Source organism: Fodinibius sp. SL11 (assembly GCF_052060035.1).
Lineage (GTDB): Bacteria > Bacteroidota > Rhodothermia > Balneolales > Balneolaceae > Fodinibius.
The window spans coordinates 1-12,787 of record NZ_JBPOEA010000008.1; the positions used below are offsets into that span (position 1 = coordinate 1).

Annotated in this window: 16 protein-coding genes and 1 pseudogene; 10 read left to right on the forward strand and 7 right to left on the reverse strand. The window is 45.0% G+C overall.

The window, feature by feature from the left end:
- Nucleotides 1–366, reverse strand: a pseudogene (locus tag ACQ76V_RS10110) (AraC family transcriptional regulator); the annotation flags it as partial.
- A 152-nt stretch (nucleotides 367–518) separates the two neighbouring features.
- Here ACQ76V_RS10110 and ACQ76V_RS10115 point away from each other — a divergent pair.
- Nucleotides 519–1,889: an FAD-containing oxidoreductase gene (locus ACQ76V_RS10115; RefSeq protein ID WP_441000377.1), complete on the forward strand. Its 1,371-nt coding sequence runs from the start codon at nucleotides 519–521 to the stop codon at nucleotides 1,887–1,889.
- Between the two features lie 33 nt (nucleotides 1,890–1,922).
- Nucleotides 1,923–2,132, forward strand: coding sequence for a GDCCVxC domain-containing (seleno)protein (locus ACQ76V_RS10120; protein ID WP_441000378.1), 210 nt, complete (start codon nucleotides 1,923–1,925; stop codon nucleotides 2,130–2,132).
- A gap of 7 nt (nucleotides 2,133–2,139) precedes the next feature.
- On the opposite strand, the gene ACQ76V_RS10125 is transcribed toward ACQ76V_RS10120, so the two are convergent.
- Genes ACQ76V_RS10125 through ACQ76V_RS10140 form a run of 4 tightly spaced genes read right to left on the reverse strand, consistent with a single transcriptional unit; the run spans nucleotide 2,140 to nucleotide 4,826 of the window.
- Nucleotides 2,140–2,898 carry a YiiX/YebB-like N1pC/P60 family cysteine hydrolase gene (locus ACQ76V_RS10125; protein WP_441000379.1) on the reverse strand — a complete coding sequence of 253 codons (759 nt, stop codon included), beginning with the start codon at nucleotides 2,896–2,898 and terminating at the stop codon, nucleotides 2,140–2,142.
- Nucleotides 2,899–2,931: 33 nt separating this feature from the next.
- Nucleotides 2,932–3,690: an alpha/beta hydrolase family protein gene (locus ACQ76V_RS10130; protein ID WP_441000380.1), complete on the reverse strand. Its 759-nt coding sequence runs from the start codon at nucleotides 3,688–3,690 to the stop codon at nucleotides 2,932–2,934.
- Between the two features lie 16 nt (nucleotides 3,691–3,706).
- Nucleotides 3,707–4,231, reverse strand: a complete 525-nt coding sequence (locus tag ACQ76V_RS10135; RefSeq protein WP_441000381.1) for a DUF3179 domain-containing (seleno)protein — start codon at nucleotides 4,229–4,231, stop codon at nucleotides 3,707–3,709.
- On the reverse strand, nucleotides 4,218–4,826 hold the full coding sequence (locus ACQ76V_RS10140) for a DUF3179 domain-containing (seleno)protein (protein WP_441000382.1): 609 nt from the start codon (nucleotides 4,824–4,826) through the stop codon (nucleotides 4,218–4,220). Before ACQ76V_RS10140 ends, ACQ76V_RS10135 begins: the two co-directional genes overlap by 14 nt.
- A 45-nt stretch (nucleotides 4,827–4,871) precedes the next feature.
- Here ACQ76V_RS10140 and ACQ76V_RS10145 point away from each other — a divergent pair, with 45 nt between their 5' ends.
- Together ACQ76V_RS10145 and ACQ76V_RS10150 are read left to right on the forward strand one after the other, a co-directional pair.
- Nucleotides 4,872–5,525, forward strand: coding sequence for an RNA polymerase sigma factor (locus ACQ76V_RS10145; protein WP_441000383.1), 654 nt, complete (start codon nucleotides 4,872–4,874; stop codon nucleotides 5,523–5,525).
- Nucleotides 5,526–5,631: 106 nt separating this feature from the next.
- Nucleotides 5,632–5,826, forward strand: coding sequence for a hypothetical protein (locus ACQ76V_RS10150; RefSeq protein ID WP_441000384.1), 195 nt, complete (start codon nucleotides 5,632–5,634; stop codon nucleotides 5,824–5,826).
- A 22-nt stretch (nucleotides 5,827–5,848) separates the two neighbouring features.
- Here ACQ76V_RS10150 and ACQ76V_RS10155 read toward each other — a convergent pair whose 3' ends face one another.
- The gene (locus ACQ76V_RS10155) at nucleotides 5,849–6,334 is read right to left on the reverse strand and encodes a hypothetical protein (protein ID WP_441000385.1); all 486 of its coding nucleotides are present in this window, start codon (nucleotides 6,332–6,334) and stop codon (nucleotides 5,849–5,851) included.
- A 24-nt stretch (nucleotides 6,335–6,358) separates the two neighbouring features.
- Nucleotides 6,359–7,723, reverse strand: coding sequence for a sensor histidine kinase (locus tag ACQ76V_RS10160; RefSeq protein ID WP_441000386.1), 1,365 nt, complete (start codon nucleotides 7,721–7,723; stop codon nucleotides 6,359–6,361).
- Between the two features lie 181 nt (nucleotides 7,724–7,904).
- Between ACQ76V_RS10160 and ACQ76V_RS10165 the strand changes: the two genes are divergently transcribed.
- Genes ACQ76V_RS10165 through ACQ76V_RS10190 form a run of 6 tightly spaced genes read left to right on the forward strand, consistent with a single transcriptional unit; the run spans nucleotide 7,905 to nucleotide 12,774 of the window.
- Entirely contained in the window at nucleotides 7,905–8,465 is a 561-nt protein-coding gene (locus ACQ76V_RS10165; RefSeq protein WP_441000387.1) for a peroxidase-related enzyme, read from the forward strand.
- A gap of 18 nt (nucleotides 8,466–8,483) precedes the next feature.
- Nucleotides 8,484–8,945 (forward strand): DUF302 domain-containing protein, encoded by a 462-nt coding sequence (locus ACQ76V_RS10170; protein WP_441000388.1) that lies wholly within the window; start codon nucleotides 8,484–8,486, stop codon nucleotides 8,943–8,945.
- Between the two features lie 42 nt (nucleotides 8,946–8,987).
- Nucleotides 8,988–9,743 (forward strand): flavodoxin family protein, encoded by a 756-nt coding sequence (locus ACQ76V_RS10175; RefSeq protein ID WP_441000389.1) that lies wholly within the window; start codon nucleotides 8,988–8,990, stop codon nucleotides 9,741–9,743.
- A 43-nt stretch (nucleotides 9,744–9,786) separates the two neighbouring features.
- Nucleotides 9,787–10,731, forward strand: a complete 945-nt coding sequence (gene egtD / locus ACQ76V_RS10180; protein ID WP_441000390.1) for an L-histidine N(alpha)-methyltransferase — start codon at nucleotides 9,787–9,789, stop codon at nucleotides 10,729–10,731.
- Nucleotides 10,732–10,789: 58 nt separating this feature from the next.
- Nucleotides 10,790–12,094: a rhodanese-like domain-containing protein gene (locus ACQ76V_RS10185; protein ID WP_441000391.1), complete on the forward strand. Its 1,305-nt coding sequence runs from the start codon at nucleotides 10,790–10,792 to the stop codon at nucleotides 12,092–12,094.
- The gene (locus tag ACQ76V_RS10190) at nucleotides 12,091–12,774 is read left to right on the forward strand and encodes a haloacid dehalogenase type II (protein ID WP_441000392.1); all 684 of its coding nucleotides are present in this window, start codon (nucleotides 12,091–12,093) and stop codon (nucleotides 12,772–12,774) included. The genes ACQ76V_RS10185 and ACQ76V_RS10190 overlap by 4 nt, the downstream gene beginning before the upstream one ends.
- The last annotated feature ends 13 nt before the right edge of the window (nucleotides 12,775–12,787 follow it).

Below are 12,787 nucleotides of genomic sequence, written 5' to 3' on the forward strand. Positions count from 1 at the left end.
CTCGAATTTCGGTTTTTGCTCCTCATCAAGCTGTATTACCGGCAACTCTGAGGATCCCCAGAAAAGCAGGCCTTCGCAGGAAACTTCATGGTCATTCTCGTGGATGCAGTAAAACTCCCGATTAAATAAGAGTACATAATAATCACCTTCAAGGTTAGATATATTGGGGTTTTGGATGGGCGTAAGGCAGATCATCTGGTCACGCTCCAGCGGCAGCTGTTCGCCGTCAATATCGAGCGTCATCTTCGTCCCGCGATTCCATATCACTTTGAAAAAGTCTTTTCCCATAAATCGATGAAGGTCAGCTTCCTGATCGGCTAATGCAATCCGGCTATCGAACTCGGTATCTCGGTAGATTTTAATCATCTGTTACCTGGTAGTATTTACGTTCAATCGAACTTATAGATAGCTATACCCTCAATATTCTTACGATAAGTAATACAAGATTGTAAGAATCTTCGAATAAGCCCCATCTACGCAAATGAAATTCATTTAATAAACAGACCACTACATCAATTATGGAACAGTTTGACGCTATTGTTATCGGTACCGGACAGGCAGGACCTTCTCTTGCAGCCCGCTGTGCCGAAGAGGGATTGAATACTGCAGTTATTGAGCGTGATAAATTTGGGGGAACCTGTGTAAACACGGGATGTACGCCCACCAAAGCGTTAGTTGCCAGCGCCCGTGCCGCGCACATGGCCAACCGGATGAACGATTACGGCGTTGAGATCAACGGATCAATCTCCGTGGACATGGAGAAAGTAAAAGCCCGAAAGGATGCCATTGTGAAAGAGTCGACGGAAGGAGTTGAGAACTGGCTTAAAAGCACCGAAAACCTTACGGTGTACCAAGGACATGCGCGTTTTGAAGATGAAAAAATTCTTTCTGTGGGTAACAAGAAGCTTTCCGCCGAAAAGATTTTCATCAATGTTGGCGGACGTGCGTTTATCCCGGATGGGTTTGAAGATGTGGATTATCTTACCAACTCCAGCATTATGGAGCTGGATGAAGTGCCGGAGCATTTGATTATCGTAGGTGGCGGATACATTGGGCTTGAATTCGGGCAGATGTATCGCAGATTTGGCAGCGAGGTTACCATTATTGAACAGGGTAATCGACTGCTTCCGAAAGAGGATAAAGACGTATCAAATGCTATCCAAGAGATTTTAGAAGATGAAGGCATTACTTTTCGGTTTGGAGCCGAATGCATCGGGGGAACTAGTGACAATGGGCAGGTGGTTGTGGACGTAAATTGCGAAGCGGGTCCTCCTAAAGTGGAAGGGTCACACCTGCTGTTGGCAACCGGACGCCGACCCAACACCGATGACCTGGGACTCGAAAATACCACGATCAAAACCGACGAACGAGGCTTTATCCAAGTTGATGATCAGTTGCAAACCACCGCAGAAGATATTTGGGCCCTGGGCGACTGCAATGGCGAAGGGGCATTCACCCACACAGCCTATAATGATTTCGAAATTGTAGCTGCCAACCTATTTGATGATAATCCTCGCCGCCTGTCCGACCGTATTATGTGTTATGGATTGTATATTGATCCCGCCTTGGGTCGCGTAGGAATGACCGAAGCCCAGGCTAAAGAGTCTAACAGAAATGTGCTGATCGGCAAGCGCCCGATGAGTCGCATTGCCCGGGCCAAAGAGAAAGGAGAAACAAAGGGCTTTATGAAAATCCTCGTTGATGCCGACAGCGAAAAAATACTTGGCGCTGCTATCCTAGGTATCGAAGGCGATGAAATTATTCACTCTATTATTGATATCATGTACGCGGAGGAACCATACACCACAATCCGAGATGCGGTTCATATCCACCCGACGGTTTCAGAGCTTATCCCCACGATGCTTGAGAATCTTGAGCCTTTGGATTAAATGAAGCTTTAAATTTTACCACTATGATACATTATGAATGAGATTTCACTCATATCTGAAATAATCTGTCCTAATTGTGGGAAACAGACCAAAGAAACTATGCCGGAAGATTCGTGCCAGTATTTTTGGGGATGCCCCCGTTGCGGTGAGCTTCTAAAAGCTAAACAGGGAGACTGCTGTGTTTTCTGTTCTTATGGAGACCACCCGTGTCCACCTATTCAGCAAGAAAAAGATTGTTGCTAAAAATCTGTTAGCCATTCGCCCATCGTAAATTTCGATAATCAAATTTACTTTGAATAGTTGGCTTAACAATTTCAAAATAAGGCGACACATCAAAATCACGCGGGGCAAACAAGCTGTGGTGACGAATATGAAGGATTTCTTTTTGGGAGTTGATTTCAGCCTTGCTACTGGATTCATCGATATCAATACTTGGCAGTATGGGATACTTTACTGACTGGAACGCCTGGGCAATCAATGAAGAACAAATGGCCTTTGTGGGATCCCCACTACCCAGGGCCAGCAGCCGCCGACGATATTTTTGCGGGACCGGTGGAGTTTGAATAAGATAGCGAGCCAAGTCAAAAATATTCTTTAAATCATATTTGTAGCCAAGCCGCTCCTTCATGAAATCTATTACCTGCTTCATCTCTTGGGGAGCTAGCCCCACAGGACGACAAATGCGGGTATGGTTTTGGCAATACCTGCTAAGCGGTACCGTCCGAACGCCCTCCTTAACATCCACCTCAATAAGCAACGGCTTGGTACCCAAATCCCCATCTGATTCAACTTTTCCTATAAAAATGGCAGCATGCGACCACGTTGATTGCGTGATATATTTGATGGCCATGCTAATTCGACTGCTGCCCTCAATTAGTAACACATCTCCCGGTTGCAACGTCTTCTCCAAGGCTTCTCTGGAACAAGTAGCTACAGATTCCTGTTCTTCGTCTGGCTGAGTAAGGAACCGCGCTAATCGATAGCCTAAACCACTTAATACAGGAATCATCAGGAGTTTATTTTTAAAAAGTTATTTTCTAAATCATAAATAACGGTCCACCCAGGCAGCTGTTACTGAACCGACGTACTGGGCATCATCTTCGTTGGTAAGAAGGTGATCAGCATCATCCAATGAAATAAAGCTTTTGGGGTGTTGGGCCAGTTTATAAATATGGGCAGCGTTATCAATTCCCACCGTTTGATCAATGGGTGAATGAAAAATGAGCAGCGGCTTGTCGAGGTTTTTAATTATATCGTTCATAGCCTGCTCTTTGAGATCATCCAGAAACTGTTTTTTAATTGTAAATACACGTCCGGCCAGTTTAACGCGGGCCTCCCCCTTTTGCTCAATCTCATCCATTTTATCCATAAGGTGATGCGTGACATGCTCGGGATTGCACGGAGCCCCAATCGTCGCTACGGCTTCAGCCGAGGAAATATGATGGGCTGCCTGAAGGACCGCGGCTCCTCCCAACGAGTGACCAATCAACATGCGAGGTGCCGCCCACTCCTTTTCCATATACCGGGCAGCTGCTTGCAGGTCATCGATATTGGATGAAAAATTGGTGTCAGCAAAGTCGCCTTCACTTTCGCCCAGACCAGTAAAATCAAAGCGAAATACCCCCATGCCGTGCTCTGTTAATGTCCGACTGATATGTCCCACAGCCCGCAGGTTTTTGCTACAGGTAAAACAGTGTGCAAAAAGAACGGCTCCTTTTGTTATTCCATTATCCGGCTCATCAATTCGCGCTGATAGTTTTACTCCCTGACTTCCGGGAAATTCGATTTTCTTACTGTCCATAAATAATAATTGAGTATTAGTTATCACTATAAATTTCTGTTTCCGGCCAAAAGACCAGCCAGGCAAACGCAAAATAGTCCCCAAAGGTAACAGCCTCCAACTGTTGTCCCTTATATTCACCTTTAACAGCTTTGCCCGTTACGGTCCATACCGAAGCTGTTTGCTCATCTATAATATTCCCATCTTTCACTGCAAACGATAATTCTTGGCCCTTGAGTGTTCGTTTGAAAACCCCGGTCGATCCCGACTCTTTGGATTCCGCTATTTGGGTCGCATCCAAAGCCGAGGTTGCCCCATCCGTATGTATAATAAGCACCGGAGCGTTACCAATTTTATCATTGATGACGTGCTCTTTTCGAGTAATAGAATAGGGATACGCTTTTTGCTGTTCACCCATCTTTACGCCAATTACTTTCTCCATGGGCGGTAGGCGCCCGTCGTCATTGCCCGCCCCAAACAACGGCGTATTATTAATATCATCGTATCCTGTGTATGGATTAGCTCCATAATTACGGTCATAACCGGTATTACGAGATAACACTTTCCCATCGGGATAGTTTTCTTGGAATTGAGCAAACGAGATAATTTGACTTGGGCAGCTGATTCAAGGTCGTCCCCACATAATCACCCACAATAGCCTTGCCGATAAACTGTTGCCAGAGTGTTTCGGTCTTGCGGTCGAACATCACTAAGTCGGAATGGCGCAGAAAGCCGGAAACCCCAAACTCCAAAACCTCTCTATCTACTGTTCGATCAAACACTAGGGCCGAATAGCAGAGCGGGCAAAAAGTAACCAGCAGCGGATCACCCCCAATCTTGTCATTTACTATCTCGTGCCATATTAAAATTTGCAAAGGATAAGCACGAGCTTCATCCTCATACGCAACTGAAATTACCGGTTCTTGGTTTGATATCCATGAAGATGCGTCCGAGATGGATACAAATTTCGGATCATCAATAGATGGAATACCATCTTTTGGCGGACCTCCTTGTTTAAGTTCACCAAGGTCGATTAGCGATTTATCAGTATTCGTATCCCATCCCTGTAATTTTTGGGCATTGGTATCATTTACGAATGCAATTCCAAACCACAGGATTATTATATAACTTAGTTGAACCGGGTTGAATGGAAGCATAGCTCTTTTTATTTACGGGCTTAATCATAAGAACAACACAACTGCATGCTTAACTGGTTTAAAAGACGTCGTAAGGAGAAATCTTCTTACGAGACAAATGAAGAATGGATCGAAGCACTCAAGCCACCTGTTGATGAGCGTGCCGTTGAATTGCTGCGACAGCAGTTAATTCGGGGACTTAAACCGGCCCTGTATAAATATGTTGACCGCGAACTCGATCAATTTGTCGAGGATGTTGCCCAAGATGCTTTGTTGAAAGTGCTGGACAATATCGACTCCTTCCGTGGTGATAGTAAGCTCCTGACCTGGGCCATGAAAATTGCCGTTAGGGAAGGACTGACCGAACTCCGGCTAAAGCGTTACGATGATATCTCCATCGAGGATTTGAAGCCGGACGATAACAGCCGAGAGGTCTTTTCACTTTCAGTGGCCGGCAATGAAACCAGTCCCGACCGCTCATTACACGAATCGGATTTAGTCGATAAGGTGATGACCATCATCAACGAAGAGCTAACCGATAAACAGAAACGAGCCATTAATGCCCTCATGATCCAGGGGCTTCCCGTTCCGGTCGTTGTTAAGCAAATGGATACCAATCGGAATGCGCTCTACAAATTGGTTCACGATGCACGACTTAAGATTAAGAACAAGTTGGAGATTGAAGGGATCGATCCCGATGAGATGCTGAATAAACTGTAAGAACTATGGAGTTAACCTCATCAATAGCTATAAATAAAGAATTTATCACTAATCATAGATGAAATTAACACCCAACATATTAAAAAGCCTGATTAAATCGGCGCAAATGGCGGCCGACCATGAGATAGGCTGCGATGATTGCTTTGATGAGCTCCATGAGTTTGCCGAACTGGAACTGGCGGGCAAATCACCAGCAGAAGCTAAACCGTTGGTCAAAGATCACCTTGACAAATGCGGCAGTTGTCGCGAAGAGTACCAGGCATTGCTCGAAGCCCTTCAAGCAATTGAAAATGGAAAGTAATGACCGTATAAGAGAATAGAACTTACCGAGAATACCCTCTCCCAAGCCACCGACTGCTTATGTATCCCAGTACCCATCCGTACACCAGGTGAACGAATAACGTTATCAGGATATAAGAAAGCGCTCCTTCCAAATAAAGCGGATGATTCAATGGCAGGTGATGGGCATAGCCGAATCCAAACACACCCCAGCCTATTAACGGGCTGTACACAAACATCATAAACAACCAGAGGACCATGGCCAACATGATAGCCTTCATAATTGAAAGGTTGTCATCAAAGGTGTACACCAAGACGTAGGACCATAAAATACCATAACAAAAATGTAGCAGCAGAGCATAGCCCGATTCTTCTATCCCTAAGTTATATAAGAAGGCATAAGATGGGGCCACATTAAATGGCGCAATGCCCGTGACATCGGTTCCTACATAAATGAACAAAAACATAACTAAGCTGGCCATAAAGCCTGTCAAGGCGATGTTAAACATTCGCTTTATTCTATTTCTCATAACCATAGCCTATTTTAGATAACGTTAGAATAAGGCATTACTAGAACCGGTGGCGTCCGATTTTTGAAAAACGATGTTCACCTTCAGCCCTCTGTCATTTTCTACCGTCAAGTCGCCATTTATTTGTTGAATTAAGGCACCTACGATAGCAGAACCCGTACTATCGGAACTGGTAAAGTCCACATCTTCAGGTAATCCATCCCCATCGTCACTTATCTGGATTTGCACCTTATCTTCAATTTGATGTACTGAAATCGTAATGGTACCGGTACTATTTTCTTGAAAGCCGTGCTCAATGGCATTAGCCATTATTTCGTTGATGATAAGTCCCACCGGCACGGCCTGATTAATATTTAGCTGTACAGGATCAAAATTCGTCTCGACGGTAATCTCCTTTTGATGCCCGATATATGTGCTGCAAATATAATCTGTAAGCTCGTCTAAATAGTCCGCCAGATTAATATCTGAAAACGACTTGGACTGATACAACTTTTCATGAATCATCGCCATGGACTTGATGCGATCACGGCTTTCCCGCAATGCCCGATCTGCATTGCCCTCATTCATACTTTCCAACTCCAGCATTCCAGAAATAACGGCCATGTTATTTTTAACGCGATGGTGGATTTCAGCTAGTAGTATATCTTTTTCATGTAAGGCCTCCTCCCACCGGCCAATGCTTTTATTTGCGCGCACGGTAAACACTACGCCAATCAGTACCAACAAAATGCCCAGAATAACGCTTATCCAGAGCCCAAACTGTTTGATCACGCCCGACGCATCACCGACGGAAGCCATCAGTGTTTTGCTACGCTGCGTCCATTGCTCATGCAACGCATTATAGTTTTCCAGCTTTTTTTGGATACGATTCTCTGTTATATCCTTGTTTGGGAAATTTCTGTACCACTCTTTAACCAATGCATGCTGCCGATTCTCTACTTCTTTGAGCGTTTCCCATTGGCGGTTTAGCTCACTGACTTGGTCCGACGAGTGGAAATAATCAAAGACAGTAATCAAGCCACTAATTTCGTTGGGTTTTATTTGCTCATTATCAAAAGTCTGAAATATTCCTGCTACATCAGGATCAGCCGAAAAAAGCTCATCCACGGTCCGCTGTAGCGAATTCTTTTGAGTCTGTATATCTTGGTAAGCATTGAAGTGCTCCGGATTACCAGTTCGAGCCAATCGCTCTACATGCATAGCAGACTGGTAGTGATGGCGGTTCCATTGTGAAATTAAGGTCGAATAATCCCCGGATGCCGCAATGATATTGATAGAAAAGTTAGTGAGCACTGTCAATCCACTAGCGGCTAGGATAAATATGCCTACCACCACAATAAGCCTTCGACTCAAGTAAAACCGCTTCTGTTTTAGCTGATCTCCATCCATTAACTATACCCCATCTGTTACTATTTAGATACACAGACTATTAAAGCACTATTAATCTTACGTAATACCTAGATCAAAGATTGAACGCTGTTTTTACAATCTTCGTAAGAACGCTTACTTATAGTTCATCTTAAAATATGGATGTATGCTTCTGTCGATCTTACAATAAAAATTATTAGAAATGGCATTTATAGATATCATCGAACCTGAGGACGCAAGAGGAACACTCAAAGAAATTTATGAGGATCTAAAAAAGAAGCGGGGCAAACTGGCACAAATTCACAAAATACAGAGTCTCAATCCAGAGACCATAACAGCGCACATGGACCTGTATATGTCCGTCATGTTTAGCCAATCTCCCTTAAGCAGAGCGCAGCGGGAAATGATGGCGGTGGTCGTTTCGGCTGCAAATGATTGTGAATATTGCCAACAGCATCACGGGCAGGCACTTAATCACTACTGGAAAGATCGTGAGCGTGTGGAAAAACTTCGTGAAGACTACGACAACCTGGATCTGGACAATGTGGATAAACGGCTTTGCCAGCTAGCCAAAGTGCTAACCAAACATCCTGATAAGATGGACGAAGACAAGTATCTGCAGCCTCTTAAAAATACTGGCCTTTCAGACCGCGCTATTCTTGATGCCGTTTTAGTAATCAGTTATTTCAACTTTGTGAATCGCATGGTTTTAGGACTAGGCGTAGAGACTAATGAAGAAGAAATGCAAGGATATAAATATTAATTCGAGAGCCAAGCTATCATGAAGAAAATCACTTCATTTTTAACATTTCTACTCTTAACAGGGTTGTTTATCAGCGAAGGTATAGCCCAAGATGGTATGGTTACGCTGGAAAGCAATTACTCTTTCGAAGAGACTACCAACCGACTAGAAAGTGCTTTGACAGAGAACGGACTTACCATCTTCAGGAAAGTCGATCATCAGGAAGGCGCAGCCTCAGTAGATATGGAGCTACCGCCAACAACACTACTCATTTTTGGCAATCCCAACCTCGGTACTCCACTGATGCAATGCACTCCCACGGTCGCTATTGATCTCCCACAAAAAATGCTGATTTGGAAAGATCAGGATGGGCAGGTCCAGGTAGGATATAATTCTCCAGATTACCTGAAAAAGCGACATGGTATAAAGGGATGTGACCAAGAACTCCAAAAGGTAAGCGGCGCCCTCAAAAAGTTTGCCCAAACCGCTGCAGGGAATTAGCTGACACTATTAAACCACATTATTAAATAACACTGAATTACCATGGCCTTATCAGAAAAACAAGAGCAACTTTGCGACGAGAACGAAACGGATTTTTCCAATTTGAGTGCCCTTTTTCTAAACTGTACGCTCAAACCGAATCCCAACGATTCGCATACCGAAACGCTCATCGAAGTATCGCAATCCATTTTTGAAAAGAATAATGTATCTACCGAAGTCATCCGTCCCGTAGATTACAATATCGCCCCGGGTGTCTATCCGGATATGACCGAACACGGGTTCGAGGAAGACGACTGGCCCGAAATCCAACAAAAGGTGATGGATGCCAATATTTTGGTCATCGGCTCCCCGATCTGGCTGGGCGAAAAGTCTTCAGTGGCCACCAAAGTTATTGAACGGCTGTACGGTTATTCCGGCAAACTTAATGATAAAGGACAGTATGCGTACTATGGACGCGTGGGCGGATGCCTCATCACCGGCAATGAAGACGGCATTAAGCACTGCTCCATGAGCATCCTCTACGGCCTGCAGCACTTGGGCTATGTGATCCCTCCGCAAGCCGATGCCGGATGGATTGGCGAAGCCGGTCCTGGCCCCAGCTATGGAGACGAAGGAGAAGACGGTCCCGTGGGGTTCGATAACGAATTCACCCAGCGCAATACCACCTTTATGACCTGGAACTTGATGCACATGGCCCATATGCTCGATCAGGCGGGTGGCCTGCCCGCGCATGGCAACCAGCGTTCGGAATGGGAAGCGGACTGCCAGTTTGATCACCCCAATCCCGAACATCGCTAATCGTTACTAATTTTGAATTCAATAATTAGAATATAGGTTTTCTATGGATGAGCAGGTTACGTTACCTTCTCCAACAATGCTGCAGGAGGTTATCGAAGGATTAAGAAAAGATCAAAAAACCTTGCCGAGCAAATATTTCTATGATCAACGTGGGTCCCAACTCTTTGAAGAAATCACAGAGCTCGATGAGTACTATCCCACGCGGACTGAAATGTCCATAATGCGAAACAATATGCCCGATATCATACGTACACTTGGCAGTGATATCGTGTTAGCCGAACTGGGAAGCGGCAGTAGTACGAAAACGCGCCTACTATTGGATCACCTGTCGTGTATCACTTCGTATGTCCCGATAGAAATATCTGAGCAATACCTGGCAAAGGTTGTCCAAAATCTCAATCAGGAGTATCCCGATTTGCAGATCAATCCGGTCTGCACTGATTATACGACGCCCTTTCAGTTACCTGCCATCTCAGAACCTTATAACAACATCGTATTCTTTTACCCGGGCTCTACGATAGGGAACTTTCAACCTCCACGAGCGAAAGCATTTTTAAAGAATCTTTCCACACTTATGGGCCCCGGAGATGGTATGCTTGTTGGGGTTGACCTGAAAAAGGATATCAATGTACTGGAAGCTGCTTATAATGATCGTCAGGGAGTGACGGCACAATTCAACAAAAATATACTTCGGCATATCAACCGTAAGCTGGATACCAACTTTAATTTGAGCAAATTTAGCCACAAGGCCTTCTACAATCGTCAAGAAGGGCGCATAGAAATGCATTTGGTTTCCAGAATAAATCAAACGGTAGCTATTGAAGGACAAGCTTTTCCCTTTGAGAAGGGAGAATCCATTCATACCGAAAACTCTTACAAATATAACATTGCAGAGTTTGAAAACTTAGTAAGCACATGGTTTTCGGTAGAAAAGATATGGACTGATGCCAACGACTATTTTTCAATTCAATACCTGCAGAAAAAGTAATTCCCATTAATTTTTAACAGCCTCTGTAGCTACACAATTAATTATCCAATAATTACTCATGAATACTTTATCTACCCAAGAACTTATCTCCAAGATTGAAGAAACCAATGCTATCCTCATCGATATTCGGCCCATTGCCGCTTATAATGGATGGGCGCTGCAACACGAGCAGCGGGGCGGTCATATTCCCGGCGCAAAAAGTATTCCCCTGCAGTGGACCCAATACATGGACTGGGTGGAAGTGCTGGAAGAGAAAAGCATCAGCCGTGAAAAGCCGGTTATTGTGTATGGCTATGAAAGTGATGATAGTTTACAGATGGCTCAAAAATTAAATGAGCTTGGCTTCCAACAGGTCATGACATACAATAATTTTGCGGATGAATGGACTACCAATCCGGATCTGCCGTTGGACAAGTTACCTCGATACAAGCACCTGGTGTATCCGGAGTGGGTAAAGCAGTTAATTGACGGGCAGCAACCGCCCCATTACAACAATGACGACTACGTTGTTTGTCACTCCCATTACGACCACATCGAAGATTACCACAAGGGGCATATCCCCGGTGCGATACCGGTGGACACCAACAGCCTGGAGTCAACCGAAACCTGGAACCGTCGTACTCCCGAGGAGCTTCGAGACACCCTGGAAGGTCTGGGCATTCGTTGCGATACGACCGTGGTGATTTATGGCCGGTTTTCCGCTCCCGTGTATGATGAAGAGAAGTTTCCCGGCAAAAGCGCCGGACATCTTGGCGCCCTGCGATGTGCTGCTATTATGCTGTATGCAGGTGTAGAAGACATCAGGATACTGAATGGCGGCATCACAAGCTGGGAGTCAGAAGGTTATGAGCTCTCAACAGAGCAGCATGATCCTACTCCTATTGATGATTTTGGTACAAATATTCCTGCCCATCCCGAATACATGATTGATACCCCCGAGGCCAAGCAATTATTGGCATCAGGCAAGGGAGAGCTGGTCAGCATCAGAAGTTGGGAGGAATTTATCGGCAACCGCAGCGGCTACCACTACATTGAGAAAAAAGGACGAATCCCGGGCGCTATTTTTGGCAACTGCGGAAGCGACGCCTACCACATGGAAAACTATCGCAGCTTTGATCACACCATGCGTGAATACCAGGAAGTTGCATCAGCCTGGAAAGAAGGCGGGATTACCCCCGACAAATATGTGGCTTTTTATTGCGGCACCGGATGGCGGGGCAGTGAAGCTTTTATGAATGCCTGGCTGATGGACTGGCCCAGTGTTTCGGTCTATGATGGCGGATGGTTTGAATGGTGTAATGATCCTAAAAATCCCATTGAGACCGGAACCCAGGCCACAGAGAATAAATTATCCCTTTTATGAACACTCATTATAAAAAAGTTCTATTTTTTGACGTTAATGAAACACTGTTGGACCTTACAGAAGTTCGTCGTTCTGTTGCAAAGGCATTAGAGGGCGGTGATGAAGTCGTATCGCTCTGGTTTGAGATGATGCTACATTACTCGCTAGTTGCAAACGCCAGCGATGAATATCACAACTTTGGAGATATCGGAGCAGCAGTGCTGCAAATGCTGGCAGAGCAAAGGGGCATAGCTATAAATGCTGCATCCGCTCAGGAGGTATTACTCCCAATTCGCACCACTCCGCCTCATTCTGAAGTACCCGGAGCCCTTAAAGACTTAAAAAAACACGGATATCGACTGGCGGCCCTTACCAATTCCCCTCGAGGTGGGATGGAACAACAGCTGAAGAATTCTGGCATTAGTACCTATTTTGAACGCCAGTTTAGTGTCGAGGACATCGGATTATATAAGCCTGACCGCCTTGTATATCGATGGGCCGCACAACAAATGGAGGCAAGACCTGAAGAATGCCTTTTTATTGCTGCTCATGGTTGGGATGTCGCGGGAGCTATGTCGGCAGGAATGAAAGCAGCTTTTCTGAACCGATCTGGGCAACAGTTGTATCCCTTGGCACCAGACCCACACTATATTGAACCAAATTTGGCACAGTTAGCTGCGAAGTTGACAGCAAATCAATAAAAATAGGGGAAGA

What these genes read in the sequence shown, in the direction of transcription:
- egtD (WP_441000390.1), top strand. Translation starts at nt 9,787, where the DNA reads ATGGATGAGCAGGTTACGTTACCTTCTCCAACAATGCTGCAGGAGGTT.
- ACQ76V_RS10150 (WP_441000384.1), top strand. Translation starts at nt 5,632, where the DNA reads ATGGCGGCCGACCATGAGATAGGCTGCGATGATTGCTTTGATGAGCTC.
- ACQ76V_RS10125 (WP_441000379.1), bottom strand. Translation starts at nt 2,898, where the DNA reads ATGATTCCTGTATTAAGTGGTTTAGGCTATCGATTAGCGCGGTTCCTT.
- ACQ76V_RS10155 (WP_441000385.1), bottom strand. Translation starts at nt 6,334, where the DNA reads ATGAGAAATAGAATAAAGCGAATGTTTAACATCGCCTTGACAGGCTTT.
- ACQ76V_RS10185 (WP_441000391.1), top strand. Translation starts at nt 10,790, where the DNA reads ATGAATACTTTATCTACCCAAGAACTTATCTCCAAGATTGAAGAAACC.
- ACQ76V_RS10175 (WP_441000389.1), top strand. Translation starts at nt 8,988, where the DNA reads ATGGCCTTATCAGAAAAACAAGAGCAACTTTGCGACGAGAACGAAACG.
- ACQ76V_RS10170 (WP_441000388.1), top strand. Translation starts at nt 8,484, where the DNA reads ATGAAGAAAATCACTTCATTTTTAACATTTCTACTCTTAACAGGGTTG.
- ACQ76V_RS10165 (WP_441000387.1), top strand. Translation starts at nt 7,905, where the DNA reads ATGGCATTTATAGATATCATCGAACCTGAGGACGCAAGAGGAACACTC.
- ACQ76V_RS10145 (WP_441000383.1), top strand. Translation starts at nt 4,872, where the DNA reads ATGCTTAACTGGTTTAAAAGACGTCGTAAGGAGAAATCTTCTTACGAG.
- ACQ76V_RS10115 (WP_441000377.1), top strand. Translation starts at nt 519, where the DNA reads ATGGAACAGTTTGACGCTATTGTTATCGGTACCGGACAGGCAGGACCT.
- ACQ76V_RS10190 (WP_441000392.1), top strand. Translation starts at nt 12,091, where the DNA reads ATGAACACTCATTATAAAAAAGTTCTATTTTTTGACGTTAATGAAACA.
- ACQ76V_RS10140 (WP_441000382.1), bottom strand. Translation starts at nt 4,826, where the DNA reads ATGCTTCCATTCAACCCGGTTCAACTAAGTTATATAATAATCCTGTGG.
- ACQ76V_RS10120 (WP_441000378.1), top strand. Translation starts at nt 1,923, where the DNA reads ATGAATGAGATTTCACTCATATCTGAAATAATCTGTCCTAATTGTGGG.
- ACQ76V_RS10130 (WP_441000380.1), bottom strand. Translation starts at nt 3,690, where the DNA reads ATGGACAGTAAGAAAATCGAATTTCCCGGAAGTCAGGGAGTAAAACTA.
- ACQ76V_RS10160 (WP_441000386.1), bottom strand. Translation starts at nt 7,723, where the DNA reads ATGGATGGAGATCAGCTAAAACAGAAGCGGTTTTACTTGAGTCGAAGG.